The sequence below is a fragment of the Ectobacillus sp. genome, from assembly GCF_056992975.1.
The window spans coordinates 14,424-31,505 of record NZ_JBXKMX010000057.1 but is presented as its reverse complement, the minus strand read 5'-3'; the positions used below and the strand labels follow the sequence as shown (position 1 = coordinate 31,505).

15 protein-coding genes are annotated in these 17,082 nt (G+C 38.7%); 11 read left to right on the top strand and 4 right to left on the bottom strand.

The features are described from left to right. Positions 1–19: 19 nt before the first annotated feature. Positions 20–478 carry a universal stress protein gene (locus AC11ZT_RS02755; protein ID WP_484058141.1) on the bottom strand — a complete coding sequence of 153 codons (459 nt, stop codon included), beginning with the start codon at positions 476–478 and terminating at the stop codon, positions 20–22. Between the two features lie 181 nt (positions 479–659). On the opposite strand from AC11ZT_RS02755, the gene AC11ZT_RS02750 reads away from it, so the two are divergent. Together AC11ZT_RS02750 and ald are read left to right on the top strand one after the other, a co-directional pair. Continuing rightward, complete coding sequence (locus tag AC11ZT_RS02750; RefSeq protein ID WP_484058140.1) at positions 660–1,418, top strand: SDR family oxidoreductase; 759 nt, start codon at positions 660–662, stop codon at positions 1,416–1,418. A 151-nt stretch (positions 1,419–1,569) separates the two neighbouring features. Further along, positions 1,570–2,703, top strand: coding sequence for an alanine dehydrogenase (gene ald, locus AC11ZT_RS02745; protein ID WP_484058139.1), 1,134 nt, complete (start codon positions 1,570–1,572; stop codon positions 2,701–2,703). Between the two features lie 63 nt (positions 2,704–2,766). On the opposite strand, the gene AC11ZT_RS02740 is transcribed toward ald, so the two are convergent. Next, the gene (locus tag AC11ZT_RS02740; RefSeq protein WP_484058138.1) at positions 2,767–3,864 is read right to left on the bottom strand and encodes a M24 family metallopeptidase; all 1,098 of its coding nucleotides are present in this window, start codon (positions 3,862–3,864) and stop codon (positions 2,767–2,769) included. Between the two features lie 128 nt (positions 3,865–3,992). Here AC11ZT_RS02740 and AC11ZT_RS02735 point away from each other — a divergent pair, with 128 nt between their 5' ends. The 3 genes from AC11ZT_RS02735 (at position 3,993) to AC11ZT_RS02725 (ending at position 7,225) form a co-directional block, all read left to right on the top strand. After that, positions 3,993–4,676, top strand: a complete 684-nt coding sequence (locus tag AC11ZT_RS02735; protein WP_484058137.1) for a metal-dependent hydrolase — start codon at positions 3,993–3,995, stop codon at positions 4,674–4,676. Positions 4,677–4,925: 249 nt separating this feature from the next. Next, positions 4,926–6,239 carry a DRTGG domain-containing protein gene (locus AC11ZT_RS02730; protein WP_484058136.1) on the top strand — a complete coding sequence of 438 codons (1,314 nt, stop codon included), beginning with the start codon at positions 4,926–4,928 and terminating at the stop codon, positions 6,237–6,239. Positions 6,240–6,292: 53 nt separating this feature from the next. Then, the gene (locus AC11ZT_RS02725; RefSeq protein ID WP_484058135.1) at positions 6,293–7,225 is read left to right on the top strand and encodes a DHH family phosphoesterase; all 933 of its coding nucleotides are present in this window, start codon (positions 6,293–6,295) and stop codon (positions 7,223–7,225) included. 40 nt (positions 7,226–7,265) lie between these two features. Here AC11ZT_RS02725 and ytrI read toward each other — a convergent pair whose 3' ends face one another. Further along, a complete protein-coding gene (ytrI, locus tag AC11ZT_RS02720; RefSeq protein ID WP_484058134.1) occupies positions 7,266–7,766 on the bottom strand; it encodes a sporulation membrane protein YtrI in 501 nt (166 codons plus the stop codon). Beyond that, on the bottom strand, positions 7,763–8,098 hold the full coding sequence (ytrH, locus tag AC11ZT_RS02715) for a sporulation membrane protein YtrH (protein ID WP_484058133.1): 336 nt from the start codon (positions 8,096–8,098) through the stop codon (positions 7,763–7,765). Before ytrH ends, ytrI begins: the two co-directional genes overlap by 4 nt. 121 nt (positions 8,099–8,219) lie before the next feature. Here ytrH and dnaE point away from each other — a divergent pair, with 121 nt between their 5' ends. The 6 genes from dnaE to pfkA all read left to right on the top strand — a co-directional run bounded on the left by dnaE (position 8,220) and on the right by pfkA (position 17,041). Beyond that, complete coding sequence (gene dnaE, locus AC11ZT_RS02710) at positions 8,220–11,564, top strand: DNA polymerase III subunit alpha (RefSeq protein WP_484058132.1); 3,345 nt, start codon at positions 8,220–8,222, stop codon at positions 11,562–11,564. 109 nt (positions 11,565–11,673) lie between these two features. Next, the gene (ystJ, locus tag AC11ZT_RS02705) at positions 11,674–12,921 is read left to right on the top strand and encodes an NADP-dependent malic enzyme (protein ID WP_484058131.1); all 1,248 of its coding nucleotides are present in this window, start codon (positions 11,674–11,676) and stop codon (positions 12,919–12,921) included. A 3-nt stretch (positions 12,922–12,924) separates the two neighbouring features. Beyond that, a complete protein-coding gene (locus AC11ZT_RS02700) occupies positions 12,925–13,545 on the top strand; it encodes a FadR/GntR family transcriptional regulator (protein ID WP_484058130.1) in 621 nt (206 codons plus the stop codon). A 134-nt stretch (positions 13,546–13,679) separates the two neighbouring features. Continuing rightward, positions 13,680–14,549, top strand: a complete 870-nt coding sequence (gene accD, locus AC11ZT_RS02695; RefSeq protein WP_379965470.1) for an acetyl-CoA carboxylase, carboxyltransferase subunit beta — start codon at positions 13,680–13,682, stop codon at positions 14,547–14,549. After that, positions 14,537–15,511: an acetyl-CoA carboxylase carboxyl transferase subunit alpha gene (gene accA / locus AC11ZT_RS02690; RefSeq protein WP_484058129.1), complete on the top strand. Its 975-nt coding sequence runs from the start codon at positions 14,537–14,539 to the stop codon at positions 15,509–15,511. Before accD ends, accA begins: the two co-directional genes overlap by 13 nt. Positions 15,512–16,081: 570 nt before the next feature. Further along, positions 16,082–17,041, top strand: a complete 960-nt coding sequence (pfkA, locus tag AC11ZT_RS02685; protein WP_484058128.1) for a 6-phosphofructokinase — start codon at positions 16,082–16,084, stop codon at positions 17,039–17,041. The last annotated feature ends 41 nt before the right edge of the window (positions 17,042–17,082 follow it).

Below are 17,082 nucleotides of genomic sequence, written 5' to 3'. Positions count from 1 at the left end.
TCAGCTCCGCTTTTTGTAATTACAATTCGCCTTTTCCATCTTCTCCTCTTACGACAAGGACATCGCAAGATGCGTAGCGAATAATATGTTCAGATACACTACCGATTAAGAAGCGTTCTACTGCATTTAATCCTGTAGCACCGCAAACGATTAAATCTACTTTGTTGTTTGGCGCGATTTCTTTAGAAATTTTAGATTTTGGATTTCCGAATTCTAGAACGGTTTCTACGGATTGAACTCCTGCTTCTACGGCAATTTTTTCATAATCTTCAAGCAAATCTTCGGCGAATACATTTGCCCGTTCTGCGATTGCTCGACTATATGCTTCAACTGCTGAATATGCTTTAACATCAACAACATGAGTGATAGTCAATTTTGAGTTATTACGTTTTGCAACTAGAATGGCCTTTCTGAATGCTTTTTCAGCTTCTTTCGAACCATCAACTGCAACCAGAATATTTTGGTATTGTGTTGACATATTGGAGTCCCCCTTATTTCACTAGAAATAACTTTCTACACTTTTATTATACAACTAAACTGACTAATTGTATTGACAGAAATGTTACAGAATTCAAAAAAAGAAAATCAAGGCATCTTATTTGTAATTTTCATGACAAATTGTTACATATGATGTATATGATAACGAGGAGGGGCTTTAGTTGAGACATGCGCTCATTACAGCCGGTTCAAAAGGATTAGGTAGAAAGGTAACGGAAGCGTTTTTAAAACAAGGATATTCCGTTACGGTTACATATCGAAGCGATCAAGAATCAGCTAATTTGCTTAAACAAGACTTTTCTAGTATGCCGCAAAATTTACAACTTATACAGGCAGATGTTACAAAAAAAGAAGACTTATATCGGGTGGTAGAGGAAACGATTAGTAAATTTGGTAGAATTGATTGTTTAATAAATAATGCAGGACCCTATGTGTTTGAAAGAAAACGACTAGTTGATTATACAGATGATGAATGGCACTCTATGATTGATGGAAATCTGCATGGGGTATTCTACTTGTTAAAAAAAGTGATCCCTATTATGCGAAAACAAAAATTTGGCCGGATTATAAACTATGGATTTCAAGATGCTGAGAGTGCACCTGGCTGGATTTATCGTTCGGCTTTTGCAGCTGCCAAGGTTGGACTTGTTTCATTAACGAAAACCATTGCCTATGAAGAGGCTGAATATGGAATTACTTCAAATATGGTCTGCCCAGGGGATATTACTGGGAAAATGAAGGAAGCGTCGATTGACATGGCGAGGCTGCAAAAGGATAGTCACACCCCAATTGGAAGATCTGGAACAGGTGAAGATATTGCACGTGCCATTCTCTTCTTATGTAATGATGACTCTGATATGATAACTGGAACTTGTATGGAAATTACAGGCGGCATTGATGTCATTCATCGACATAGATAAAAATTAGAATGTCAGAAAATCTTACGTTCAATACATGTCCAATTGATCTAAGTGTTACAATTTATAGCATATTAATTAAATGCAATTTTCTACGGTAATCTACAATGGGTGTAGAAAAAATAATATTGCACAACTTGGAGGAGGACAAAACATGCGTATTGGGGTTCCTAAGGAAATTAAAAACAATGAAAATCGTGTCGCGCTTACACCAGGTGGAGTTTTGCATATCGTTCACAGTGGGCATGAAGTATATATGGAACAAGGTGCCGGTCTCGGATCAGGTTTTAAAGATGAGGAATATGTGCAAGCAGGCGCAACGATCGTAGATTCTGCAGCAAAAGCATGGGATATGGAAATGGTGATAAAAGTAAAAGAACCTGTTCCTAGTGAGTATGGCTATTTTAGAGAAGGGTTGATTTTATTTACTTATCTTCATTTAGCCCCTGAGCCTGAGCTCACAAAAGCGCTTCTCGATAATAAAGTGGTTGGTATTGCATATGAAACGGTACAGCTTGAAAATAAAGCTCTCCCACTTCTTACACCTATGAGCGAAGTTGCTGGTCGTATGGCTGCACAAATTGGAGCTCAATACTTAGAAAAGCAAGAAGGCGGAAAAGGAATTTTACTAGGAGGAGTTTCAGGAGTAAAACGAGGAAAAGTTACAATTGTAGGCGGGGGTGTTGCAGGTACAAATGCAGCCAAGGTTGCAGTAGGTTTAGGAGCGCATGTAACAATTATCGACTTGAATGCTGCAAGATTACGTCAGCTTGATGATATGTTTGGTCATAGCGTTACAACTTTGATGTCAAGTCCTTATAATATCGCAGAAGCGGTTAAAGAATCTGACCTTGTTATTGGAGCTGTATTAATTCCGGGTGCTAAAGCTCCAAAACTTGTAACAGAAGAAATGATTGTTTCAATGGAACCTGGTTCTGTAGTGATTGATATTGCAATTGATCAAGGTGGTATTTTTGAAACAACCGATCGTATTACTACACATGATGAACCTACTTATGTAAAACATGGCGTTGTACATTATGCGGTAGCTAATATGCCTGGTGCCGTTCCACGTACGTCTACGCTTGCATTAACGAATGTTACCGTGCCTTATGCTCTTGAGATTGCAAACAAAGGGTATAAAAAGGCTTGTTTAGAAAATAGCGCTCTTTTGAAAGGTATTAACACGTTGAACGGATATGTTACATTCAAGGCTGTAGCCGATGCACATGGAGTTCCTTACTTATCTGCAACAGAAGCATTAGAGAAAATGCCAGCACTATCTTAAACAAAAAAAGTGTCCAAAAAAAACTCTTCTTTTTGGACACTTTTTTTGATTTACTCTGTAAGGTTACTTTATTATTTGCAATTCTTTTGGATACTTAGTTAGCACTTCCACACCTGTGTCAGTAATGTACACATCATCTTCAATGCGAACACCACCCACATTCGGTACGTAAATACCAGGTTCAATTGTAAAGACCATTCCCTTGCGCAACGTATTCTTATTAACATTGGTTAAGGATGGATATTCATGAATGCTAATTCCTAATCCATGACCAAGGCGGTGAGGGAAATAATCTCCATAGCCTGCATTTTCGATGAAAGAGCGTGCTGCTCGGTCGACATCAGCGATGCTAGTTCCTGGTTTACAAATGTCAATTGCATGTAATCCAGACGTAAGAACAGTATTGTAGATACGGGATTGTTCTTCTGATATGTTACCGAAAGCAACAGTACGTGTAATATCAGAACAATAGCCATCAATCACAACGCCAAGATCAAACAGTACAAAATCTCCGCGTTTAATCTTATTATCTCCGGGCTCTCCATGAGGCAACGCAGAATTGGCACCAGTTAGGACCATGGTGCTAAAGGACATTTTGGTAATGCCACGTTTCTTTACTTCGTATTCAATGGTAGATAGAATTTCCATTTCAGATTTGCCTTCAGCAATTTGACTGACACCAAGTTCCACTGCATAGTCGGCCATTTGAGCTGCTTGTCTAAGAATAGAAAGTTCTTTCTCATCTTTGATGAGACGTAATTCTTGCAATTTTTCTTCGGCTGCTGTAAAAGTAGCAGATGGAAATAAAGAGCATAAGGCTTCGTATCGTTGGACATTCATATGTTCCTTTTCAATTGCTAATGTATGAACTTGAATGCCTTGTGCGCGTATAGAATGTGATACCATTTCCCAAGGGTTGTCTGTATCATTAAATCCAATGATTTCATAGTTCCATCCTGCAGTTCTTGCCTTGCCTTCCTCCATTTTTGGACAGATGAGGATGGGTTCTTTTTCTTGGAACACGAATAAACCAAGCAATCTTTCATTTGGTTCACAATAAAATCCACTTAAGTAAAATACATTAGAAGTAGAAGTAATAAAGGCTGCTTCTTTCTCTGTTGTTTGTAACCAATTCATTACATGCTGCAAGCGTTGTTGCATAAGTAGTCCCTCCATTTCAGTGTACGTATTAACTTTACATCGTTTTTCTCTTTTGTTACAAGTAACCACTATAAAAAAAGACAAGAACGCTAAGTTTTAGGTAAAATAGAAAGTAAGGAGGGATTAGAATGTTAGTTTCGTACCATGGTCATTCGGTTGTAAAAATTCAGACAGGATTAACCACTATTTTAATTGATCCGTTTATTACAGGTAATCCTAAAACAGATTTGCACGTAGAGGATGTAAAAGTGGATGTGATTTTACTTACACATGGACATGGCGATCATGTAGGGGATACGGTGTTACTTGCCAAGCGAAATGATGCACTTGTTATTGCGCCGTTTGAACTTGCAACATTTCTTTCATGGCAAGGCGTTCGTACACATGCTATGCACATTGGCGGCAGGCACGAATTTGAATTTGGCACAGTCAAATTTACACAAGCATTCCATGGATCTAGTTACATTGATGAGACATCTAAGACAATTATGTATACAGGGATGCCGGCAGGAGTCTTATTTACAGCAGAAGGGAAAACTATCTATCATGCAGGGGATACAGCTCTGTTTTCTGATATGCAGCTTCTTGGGACTTTGCATACCATTGACATCGCATTCTTACCCATTGGTGATAATTTTACGATGGGGCCCGCAGATGCATTAGTTGCAGCAGAATGGATAAAAGCGAAGATTATAGTTCCTATTCACTACGATACATTTCCTCTTATTAAGCAAGATGCCTTTGCGTTTGTTTCAAAACTTAAGGCTGGCAATGGAAAAGTGTTAGCGCCATCGGAATTCATACAGTTATAAAAGAACAGGATATCCTGTTCTTTTATAACTGTTATACACATAATTTCGAATCTTCCCACTACAATACATGCTACATACCAATTTGTACCTTACATAGGAGTTCTAATCCTAACCAGAATGATATTCATTTGTTATAAAGAAAAATAATACAGACATAGGGAATAATAGTGTAACAGTTTAAAAAATATAGTATACTGTAAATAAGTAGTAACGGAAAATAGAGCGGAATGGAAAGAATGGTGAGGCTATTTGGCTACAAAACATGATCAAATTTTAGAATATATCAACAGCTTGCCGGTAGGAAATAAAATCTCCGTACGTCAAATTGCAAAGGATTTGACTGTAAGCGAAGGAACGGCATACCGTGCTATAAAGGATGCAGAGAATAAAGGTTATGTTAGCACAATCGAACGAGTTGGAACGATTCGTATTGAAAAAAAGAAAAAAGAAAATATAGAACGACTTACCTATGCAGAAGTTGTAAATATTGTAGATGGACAGGTACTTGGCGGACGTGAAGGATTGCATAAAACATTAAATAAATTTGTGATTGGTGCAATGAAGCTAGAAGCGATGATGCGATATACGGAAGCAGGGAATTTACTAATTATCGGCAATCGTACACAGGCGCATCAACTGGCTCTAGAAGCAGGGGCAGCCGTACTGATAACAGGTGGCTTCGATACGGAAGATTATGTGAAACATTTAGCAGATGAACTGAAATTGCCGGTTATTTCAAGTAGCTATGATACATTTACCGTAGCAACGCTGATTAATCGTGCTATTTACGATCAACTGATAAAAAAAGAAATCGTTCTTGTGGAAGATATTTTAACACCGCTTAGTAAGACGATTTATTTAAAGCCTTTCGATAAAGTAGAACAATGGCATAATCAGAGTGAACAATCTATGCACGGACGTTATCCTATCGTGGATGAGACGATGCGAGTAATTGGGATGATTACACCAAAAGATATTATTGATGTTTCAAAGGACGTTCCACTTGATAAGATTATGACGAAGAATCCAATTACTGTAGGTGGGAAAGTTTCGGTTGCATCTGCAGCAAGAATGATGGTTTGGGAAGGCATTGAATTGTTGCCGGTAGTAGATGCGGGCGGAAGATTACAAGGAATTATTAGTCGCCGTGATGTATTGCAAGCTTTGCAAATGATACAAAGACAGCCTCAGGTAGGGGAAACGATTGAAGACATTGTAACCAATCAATTTCTATCACAAAAGGAAGCAAGACCCGATAATATATACCGCTTTTCCGTTACACCACAAATGACAAATAGCATTGGTACATTGTCGTACGGTGTATTTACTACAATCTTAACGGAATCCGCGAGCCGTGCCTTACGTGCACAGAAAAAGGGCGATTTAGTTGTAGAAAGTTTAACGATTTATTTTGTAAAACCAGTTCAAATTGATTCGATTATTGAAATACATCCAAAAGTAATGGAAATTGGCCGGAAATTTGGTAAGGTCGACGTAGAGGTACAACAAGAAGGGGCGATTGTCGGAAAAGCGCTTCTTATGGTGCAATTTATTGACCGATAGAAGGAAGGAATAATTGTATTAATAAACTAACAATCTGAAGGAGAAATATGGACATGAAAGAACAAATAGTGCAAGCAATTAAAGAATATGACACAATCATTATACATCGCCATGTTCGTCCAGATCCTGATGCCATTGGGTCACAATGTGGGCTAGGAACCATCCTCCAAGAATCTTTCCCTGAAAAAAAGATTTACATGGTAGGTGCAAATGAGAAGTCTCTTTCGTTTTTACGAGACATGGATGAAATTGACGATCAAGTATATGAACAAGCTCTTGTTATTGTTTGTGATACAGCAAATGAAGAAAGAGTATGTGATCAGCGCTATAAGCAAGGAAAGAAAATAATTAAAATTGATCATCATCCGAATGAAGATCCATATGGTGACATTCTTTGGGTAGATACGACTGCAAGTTCATGCAGTGAAATGATATATGAACTTTATGAGTACGGAAAAGATAAAGGTTTTGTTCTATCTCAAGAAGCGGCACGATTACTATATGCAGGTATTGTGGCAGATACCGGAAGATTTTTATTTCCTAATACAAAGCCAAAAACCTTTCGATATGCAGCAAATCTAATCGAAACGGGTCTTGATTTTCCTAATCTTTATAATCAAATGTATAAAACAAATCCGCGCTTAGCAAGATTAAATGGTTACATTTTACAGCATTTTGAATCAACAGAAGAAGGGGCAGCATATATAAAAATCACGCCAGAAATTTTGGAACAATTTCATGTAAAGGCAAATGAAGCATCTAGCATTGTGGGTGTGTTAGGTAATATAGAAGGAATTAAAGCGTGGGTACTATTTTTAGAAGAAGAAGATTCCATTCGTGTGCGGTTACGTTCAAAAGGACCTGTTATTAATACCTTGGCAATGAAATATAACGGCGGTGGTCATCCACTTGCTTCCGGTGCGACTGTATACACTTGGGAAGAGGCAGAACAAGTCATTTCAGATTTAAGAGAGATTTGTAAGTAAGGGTACGAGATGACTCAAAGGAGAGACTATTCCTTTTGAGTCATCCTCTTTTAATTTGCAAGGTAATTTCTAATACGGTATCAAAGTAAATACTGCGAACGAGAAAATGATAGGTAACATTGTCACGTGTATACGTTTTGTTTTCGATTGCTTTAAGCAATAATTCCTTATTCTCTGAAACACTTTGTACACTTTTTGTTAGCAGGTTTTGTAAATCTTTTTTCACGTCACTTGATAAGCTATGAACCGCCAATAAATCTAAGTCGTATTGCTCATGATTGATAATATCGATTTTCACATCTTGTATCGTTAATATTTTTTTTGTCTTTTCATTTATCGCTTTTTGATCCTCTTGTAAAATATGATTTTTTCGTTTTAAATCTGTAATTTCATTTTGTTGCTGCCAGATAAGTGCACGTTGTTCTTCATGAAATACGCCATAAATATATAAGAATATAATCCAGCTTATGATTCCCCCTACTGCCATGCCGCCAAAAATTGTTTGCCAAGTCCTAGATTTATATAGGGGTGGGATTCTCATGCGCGGTCCTCAGTCAACCATTTCACGATAATGAGTCCAGTCTGCATACCACCTGTTGCAAAGACAATTAAGAGCGCTTGTTTGACGATATCCTTCGTTTCACCTTGAAAGATTCCTCGTTCTAAACTGTAGAATGTGTCAAATGTTCCGCCGATAGCAGCCACGAGAGCCCAAATTCGAAGGCTTTCTGCAAATCGTCTAATCATGGTCATAGGCGGTTGCCCTACGAGAAATGAGCCAATTCCTCCGATTAGTGATCCTCCTAGTATGACGCCAAATGCGATGAAATAGCTTGTAATGAGGAGTGAAAAAAACGTTTGCTTAACTTCCATTTCCTCAGCTCCCTTCTCATTCATATGTATATGGACAGAATATAGAGAGTATGTTTTGATTTATGATTGCTTGTTCTCATATAATAAAAAAAACAAGATTGAAAAAGGTGATGGTATACAAGTGAAGTTTGTACATTTGCAATGTCAAACCGTTTATAGTCTATTAAAAAGCACATGTACGATTGATATGCTTGTAAAGCAAGCGAAGAGTCTTGGTATGGAGGCATTGGCGATCACAGATGAAAATGTAATGTACGGGGTTATTCCGTTTTATAAAGCATGCAAACGAGAAGGAATTCAACCAATCATAGGCTTAACTGCCTCTGTACTAGAAGAAGAAGGATCCTATCCGCTCGTCCTATTGGCAGAAAATGAAATGGGTTATCGTAACCTATTAAAAATTTCTAGTACCATTATGACAAAAGCAAAAGCCGGTATACCCAGAAAATGGCTCATGCATTATACAGATGGAATTATTGCTCTATCTCCCGGACGTAAAGGAGAGCTTGAACAGTACATCTTACAAGGTGACGAAGAAAAAGCTCGCGAATCTATTCGTAAAAACAAATCTATGTTTGTTAAATTCTACATAAGTTTACAAAACCATCTCATTCCAGGTGAGGAAGAGCTTCTCACGAAACTGTTAGCTTTAAGCAAGGACGAAGGAGTACCGGTCGTAGCAACAAACGATGTACGGTACTTAAATAAAGAAGATAGTGTAGTTCATGAATGTCTTCTTTCTATTGAAAATGGCACAAAGCTAACAGATACGGGTCGTCCACGCTATGAGAGTAGTGAGTATGAGTTAGCCGCACCATGTGAGATGGTGGAGCGTTTTTCTTCTGTTCCCGAAGCAATTTCTAACAGTGTGGATATTGCTAAAAGCTGCCAAGTACATATCCCATTTCATCAAAATCGATTGCCTAGATTTCCAATTCCCACAGATGAATCGCCTGAATTGTACTTACGCCGCATATGTGAAGATGGATTAAAAAAACGATATGCTGATATTACCAAATTACATCAGCAACGTCTTGTATACGAGCTGCAAATTATTTCAAACATGGGCTTTAGCGATTATTTTTTAATTGTATGGGATTTTATGCAATATGCTCATAGTCACAACATTACGACGGGGCCGGGTCGTGGTTCGGCAGCCGGCTCACTTGTAGCGTACGTCTTAGAAATAACTGATATTGACCCGATCGCCTATGATTTGTTATTTGAACGATTTTTAAATCCGCAGCGGGTTTCTTTACCTGATATTGATATTGATTTTCCCGATGTTCGTCGTGACGATATGATTCGGTACGTTAGTGAAAAATATGGAAGTATGCATGTGGCACAAATTGTGACATTTGGAACATTAGCAGCCAAAGCTGCGATTCGTGATGTAGCTCGCGTCCATGGTCTTTTGCCAAGAGAAATCGATGAACTTGCTAAACTTATTCCCTCGCGTATCGGAATATCTTTAGAAGAAGCCTATAAAGAATCAGAACCATTGCGAAGACATATTAATAGTACACCACTCCTTGAGAAAATTTATACAATTGCTCGGAAAGTAGAAGGGCTTCCTCGGCATACGTCCGTTCATGCTGCTGGAGTTATAATGAGTGATATGCCCCTTACAGATCATGTCGCTATTCAAGAGGGGCATACGGTTTATATTACCCAATATCCTGCCGACGTATTGGAGGAGCTGGGATTGTTGAAAATGGACTTTCTAGGCTTGCGTAATTTAACCATTCTTGATCGAATTCGTAAGCTCATTCACGAAATGACTGGAGAAACGATTCGTTTTAATCATATTCCTCTTCGGGACCAGCGAACCTTTTCCCTACTAAGTAAAGGAGATACGACAGGTGTCTTTCAATTGGAATCGGCAGGAATGAGAAGCGTATTGCGTTCACTGAAGCCGACAGAATTCGAGGATATTGTTGCAGTGAATGCACTCTATCGTCCAGGTCCTATGGAGCAAATTCCATTGTTCATCGATTCAAAGCATGGAAAGCACGAGATTCATTACTTACATAAAGATTTGGAGCCTATACTGTCTAGAACGTACGGTGTAATTGTTTATCAAGAGCAAATTATGCAAATAGCCTCGGTCATGGCGGGTTTCTCCTTAGGAGAAGCAGATATGCTTCGAAGAGCAGTTAGTAAGAAAAAACGTGATCTGTTAGATAAAGAGCGAGAGCACTTCGTATTGGGCTGTATAAACAAAGGATATGAAGAAAAGATTGCACATGCTGTATATGATTATATCGTCCAGTTTGCAAATTATGGATTTAATCGCAGTCATGCGGTTGCTTACAGCATGATAGCTTATCAGCTTGCCTATGTAAAGGCCAACTACCCTCTTCCGTTTATGACAGCTTTATTGTCCAGTGTAATTGGAAGCGAGGATAAAATTGTACAATATGTACGAGAAGCAACGCAAAAGGGGATTTCCATTTTACCTCCATCTATTCATACAAGTGGCTTTCGTTTTCAAGTAGAGGGAGAAGCGATTCGATTTAGTTTATTGGCAATTCGAAATGTAGGGGTCGCCACAGTGAAAGAAATACTGCAAGAGCGTAATAAACGCCCCTTTACGGATTTGTTTGATTTTTGTATCCGACTGTCAAGCCGCGTTATAACAAGAAAGCTAGTAGAAACTCTCATTTGTTCTGGATGTTTTGATGATTTTGAGGATCGTGCAACGCTTTTAGCCAGTATTGAAACCGCACTTGCTTATGTGGAGCTAGTGAAACCAGATGATGCTAGTCAAATGGACATGTTTTTAGACGAGGATCTCGTTCCAAAGCCACAGTACGTATCAGTAGAGCCCATCCCTTTTCTTGAAAAGCTAAAGCTAGAAAAGGAAATGCTCGGATTATATGTATCTAGTTACCCTACATTTATGTACAAGGAGCTTATGGAAAAGGTACAAATACCGACGGTAGGAGAGGCGCTCCGCCAACGCGAGAAGCATGTACGATCTATTGTATATATTTCAAAGACAAGAATCATTCGGACGAAAAAAATGCAGAAAATGGCTTTTTTATCTATTTGTGATCAAGGGGAGGAAATGGAAGCAGTTATGTTTCCTGATACATATTTGCAGTTTGCACCCTTTGTTCAAGAAGATCAAATTATTCTCGTTGTAGGCACTATTTCGCTTCGAAATAATAAGAAACAATGGGTAATTGAAGGATTATATCCGCTAGACAGTATGGATAAATATAAAAAAATGGATACTTCTTCTGTATATTTAAAACTCCATTCTCAGCATGATACCGCGGTTTCTACGCAAATAATGAAGACCATTTTTAGTTATCCAGGCTTTGCAAATGTTTTCATGTATTATGAAAAAGAGCATAAAATGGTACAATTATCTTACAGATTTTCCGTGCATCCCAATGAAGAGTGCTTACAAGCGCTTATTAACATCCTAGGCCAAGAAAATGTTGTGTGTAAAATATAATGGACTTTTTCCTCCCTTATCTATTATAGTAGTAGTGGTAAGTTGTGGTCTGACCACTACAATTAACCGGTAAGGAATGGCAGGATGGTCTTCAAGGAGAGTGTATATTATGTCAACACTTCGTGAAGAAGCACTTCACATGCACCGTGTAAACCAAGGAAAGCTAGAAACCATTTCAAAAGTTAAGCTTGAGAATGCTAAAGATTTAAGTCTTGCATATTCTCCAGGAGTAGCAGAACCTTGTAAAATCATCTATGAAGACAAAAGCAAAGTATACGAATATACGATGAAGGGTAACATGGTAGCAGTCGTTACAGATGGAACCGCCGTATTAGGGTTAGGCAACATCGGTCCAGAAGCATCATTGCCGGTTATGGAAGGAAAGGCTGTTCTTTTTAAAAGTTTTGCAGGCGTAGATGCATTTCCACTAGCATTACAAACGAATGATGTAGATAAAATTGTGGAGACGGTTAAGTTACTTGAACCTTCATTTGGTGGTGTGAACTTAGAGGATATTGCATCTCCAAATTGCTTTATCATCGAAGAACGATTAAAAAAGGAATGCAATATTCCTGTATTTCATGACGATCAGCATGGAACGGCAATTGTAACAGTAGCTGGTTTACTTAATGCACTAAAGCTAGTCAATAAAAAGATGTCGCAAATAAAGATTGTTGCGAGCGGAGCAGGAGCGGCTGGAATTGCTATTATAAAGTTATTATATCGCTACGGTGTTCGCGACATCATTATGTGTGATACAAAAGGCGCTATTTATGAAGGACGTCCAGATGGAATGAATGCACTAAAGAATGAGGTTGCGAAGTTTACGAATCGTGACAAATTAGCGGGTTCATTGCACGATGCCTTGCAAGGTGCAGATGTATTTGTAGGCGTATCTGCTGAGGGTGCACTTACGAAAGAAATGGTTCGATCTATGAATCATGATCCTATTATTTTCGCAATGGCAAATCCGATGCCGGAAATTATGCCAAAAGATGCATTAGAAGCTGGAGCTGCAGTGGTTGGTACGGGTCGCTCAGATTTCCCAAATCAAGTGAATAATGTCCTTGCATTTCCTGGTATATTCCGAGGAGCGCTTGATGTATATGCGACGCAAATAAATGAAGAAATGAAACTAGCTGCTGTGGAAGCTATTGCATCCCTCGTATCAGATGAAGAATTATCGGCTACATATATTATCCCTACTCCTTTTGACTTACGTGTGGCTCCACGAGTTGCTGAATTTGTTGCAAAGGCAGCCATGGAAACAGGGGTAGCACGTCGTAATGTAGATCCGAAAGAAGTAGCAGAAAAAACAAGAAGATTAGCAACTATCGGCAAAGCGAGTGAGGAGTAAAGTGTGACGGTTCAAACGAAGGTATATCTCGAAATTGTCCAAAAAATTCGTGCTATTATTGACGAAGACCATTTGAAGGCTGGAGATCGATTGCCTTCAGAAAGAGAGCTTAGCGCACGTTTAAGTGTTGGACGTTCTTCTGTTCGTGAAGCACTTCGCTCACTAGAACTGGTTGGATTGATTGAAACGCGGCGCGGAGAAGGAACCTTTATTAAAAATATATATGAGCATAGTCTTGTAAATGTACTTGCTACATTTCTATTGCAGGATGAAAAAACGAAGAATGATTTACATCAGGTTAAGCAACTTATAGAGCAGGATGTTCTTCGTATTCTTTGTTCTTTTGATAGCCATATTGAATGCAACGATATATTGTTACAAGATGATCTTTCTATTAAAGCGTTTCACGATGTCTTTTGGAGAAAAATGACAGAAAAAACAAATAACTATTTATTGTACAGAATTTGGGTAATTTTACAAGCGTATGATTCCACAATGACATATGAGCTACAGCTTGAGAATAGAAGGTTGTACCATCATATTTGTCAGGCTGTTGAAGATAAAAATGAGACTAAGGCATTACATTATTATAATCAATTGGCCTCATGCATTATGTATTCTTAGAATTCTCATCATTGCCTTTTTTCTTAGACAAATAATTGCACATGCAATTAGCTACAATTTGAATTGTTATGCTTTTTGCTCTTGATTTATATAAATATTTCTGTGTTCTTTGCAAGTAACAAAGGAGGTCCAACATGCTAAGAGATTTATTCTCAAAGAAAAAGAAATATGCTGTAATTCCTTCAGAACAACTTCGAAAAGATGTACCTGACGGTGTAATGACAAAATGTCCTAGCTGTAAAAAAATTATGTATTCGAAAGAACTTCGAAAGAACTTAAAGGTTTGTGCGAATTGCGGCTATCATCATCAAATGAATGCGTATGAACGAATTGAAAGCTTACTAGATGAACATACATTTCTTCCCTATGATGAGGAAATGATATCTGTAAATCCCTTGCAATTTCCTGGTTATGAAAAGAAACTAGAGGGAGATCGTCAGAAAACAGGACTTAATGAGGCAATTGTAACTGGAGAAGGAACAATTGATAATATGCTTGTTGTTATAGCTGTAATGGATTCTCGCTTCCGTATGGGAAGTATGGGTTCGGTTGTAGGAGAAAAAATTGCAAGAGCTGTTGAGAAAGCGAGAGAATTAAAGGTTCCTTTTCTTATTTTTACCGCATCAGGAGGGGCCCGTATGCAAGAAGGCGTTCTTAGCCTAATGCAAATGGCAAAAACGAGCGTTGCCTTAAAACGCTTTAGTGAAGAAGGTGGGCTCATTATTTCTGTTATGACCCATCCGACTACCGGAGGAGTTTCAGCAAGCTTTGCTTCACTAGGAGATTATAATTTTGCAGAGCCGGGTGCATTAATAGGTTTTGCTGGTCGCAGAGTAATTGAACAAACTGTACGCGAGGAATTGCCGGAAAACTTCCAAACAGCTGAATTCTTATTAGAACACGGTCAGCTAGATAGCGTAATCGATCGATCGAAATTAAAGGAAACACTACGAGTGATTATAGAGATTCACCAACGGGAGGAAATAGCTCAATGGCAGAACTAGAATTTGAAAAACCAATTGTAGAGCTGCGGGGGAAGATAGATGAATTAAAGGAATACACAAAAAATAGTAGTATGGACTTTACGGATGAAATTCATATTTTAGAAGTAAAGCTAGAAAACTTACAAAAGGAAATATACAGCAATTTAAAAGTGTGGGATCGCGTACAAGTTGCACGTCATCCTCAACGTCCTACAACATTAGATTACATTGCAAATATTTTCACTGATTTTATTGAATGTCATGGTGATCGTTTCTACGGAGATGATGAGGCAATTGTCGGTGGAATTGCAAAATACCAAGGTATGCCGGTTACGGTTATAGGGCACCAACGCGGTAAGGATACGAAGGAAAATATTCGTCGTAATTTTGGAATGCCACATCCAGAAGGCTATCGCAAGGCATTACGTCTTATGAAACAAGCTGAGAAGTTTCGGCGTCCCATTATTTGCTTTATTGATACAAAGGGTGCATATCCAGGGAAGGCAGCTGAAGAACGAGGGCAGAGTGAAGCAATCGCTCGAAATTTGTTTGAAATGGCTGGCATCACTGTACCTATCGTTTGTATTGTCATTGGAGAAGGTGGTAGTGGTGGTGCATTAGGTTTAGGGGTGGGTAATTACGTACATATGTTGGAAAATGCTACGTACTCTGTTATTTCTCCTGAAGGTGCCGCTGCTATTCTTTGGAAAGATGCAAGCAAAGCAAAGGAAGCTGCAGAAGCAATGGGTATTACCGCACCGCAGTTAAAGAACTTAGATATTATTGATGAAATTATTACTGAAGTACCTGGTGGCGCTCACCTTGATGCAAAGCAACAAGCTAGGTACGTTGATCAAGTGATTGCCTCGTCCCTAGAAGCTTTAAAAGGGATGACAAAAGAACAAATCATAGAGCAGCGCTATGATAAATATATGAAAATGGGTAAAATTTCGTTTTTAGAAAATACTATAGTAAATGGATAAAACGTGCATTCTTTGCACGTTTTTTTATTAAATGATATGTGGTTTTATTGGATTATGCCCTCCGTAGCAAAGCAAGCCGGTTCCGCTTTTGGTGTCTAGCTGCACCGGCTAGCTCCTCCGGTCAGAAAACCTCCGCCCATAAAGGCAGAAAGCGCCTTTTTGTGCGGAGAACTACTGTCCTATGGAGCTAAACGAGTTGGTTCCGCTTTGTTGTCTAGCTGCACCGGCTAGCTCCTTCCGGCCGGAGAACCTTCACCTATAAAGGCAAAAAGCGCCTTTTTAGGTGAAGAACCACCGACCTCCGGAGCTAAGCGAGCCGGTTCCGCTTTTCTAGTTAATTGACACATTATCTTCATTGTTTTTTGATGGTATTTCATGTAAGGTATCTGTGTGGCATGATGTCTGATCTATTTACAAGGCGACGGGACATTAATTGCACAACTGTTAACTGTAATGATAAAATGATACTGGACAAACGTCTTTATCATGAACACTACTGCGTGTTATAGGCGTATAGAGAAAAAAGCCGCAGTTCACGAGAAGATGAATATTCTTTAGAGGTGAGTACAGATGAAACGAATTGGAGTTTTAACAAGTGGTGGAGATTCACCTGGCATGAATGCAGCAATTCGTGCGGTTGTTAGAAAAGGCATATATCATGACTTAGAAGTATACGGTATTTATCACGGATATGCAGGTTTAATTTCTGGACACATTGAAAAACTAGAATTAGGATCAGTAGGCGATATTATTCACCGTGGTGGAACGAAGTTATATACAGCAAGATGTCCTGAATTTAAAACATTAGAAGGACAAATGCAAGGAATTGCACAATTGAAAAAGTTTGGCATTGAAGCCCTAGTTGTAATTGGTGGAGATGGTTCTTATCAAGGTGCGAAAAAATTAACAGAACATGGATTCCCATGTATAGGTGTTCCAGGAACGATTGATAATGATATTCCAGGAACAGATTTTACTATTGGATTTGACACGGCATTAAATACAGTAATTGATGCAATTGATAAAATTCGGGATACTGCCACTTCACATGAACGTACATATGTAATTGAAGTTATGGGACGCCATGCAGGTGATATAGCGCTATGGACAGGTCTTGCAGACGGAGCAGAAACGATTCTTATCCCTGAAGCTAAATACGACATGGAAGAGATCATTTCGCGTTTGAAACGCGGAACTGAGCGCGGTAAGAAACATAGTATTATTGTGGTTGCCGAAGGTGTTGGAAGTGCAATTGAAATCGGTAAAGACATTCAAGATGCGACACAATTTGATACACGCGTAACCGTATTAGGCCACGTCCAACGTGGAGGTTCTCCAAGTGCGTTTGACCGCGTATTAGCGAGCCGTTTAGGAGCAAGAGCAGTTGAACTTCTTCTTGAAGGTAAAGGTGGACGTTGTGTAGGTATTCAGAACAATAAAGTAGTTGATGAAGATATTATCGAAGCATTATCTCATAAACACGAAATTGATTTAGATATGTATCAACTGTCTACAGAATTATCAATCTGATTTTCTTTAGTGAATGGGAACGTTTTCAAAAAAAAGCGGAG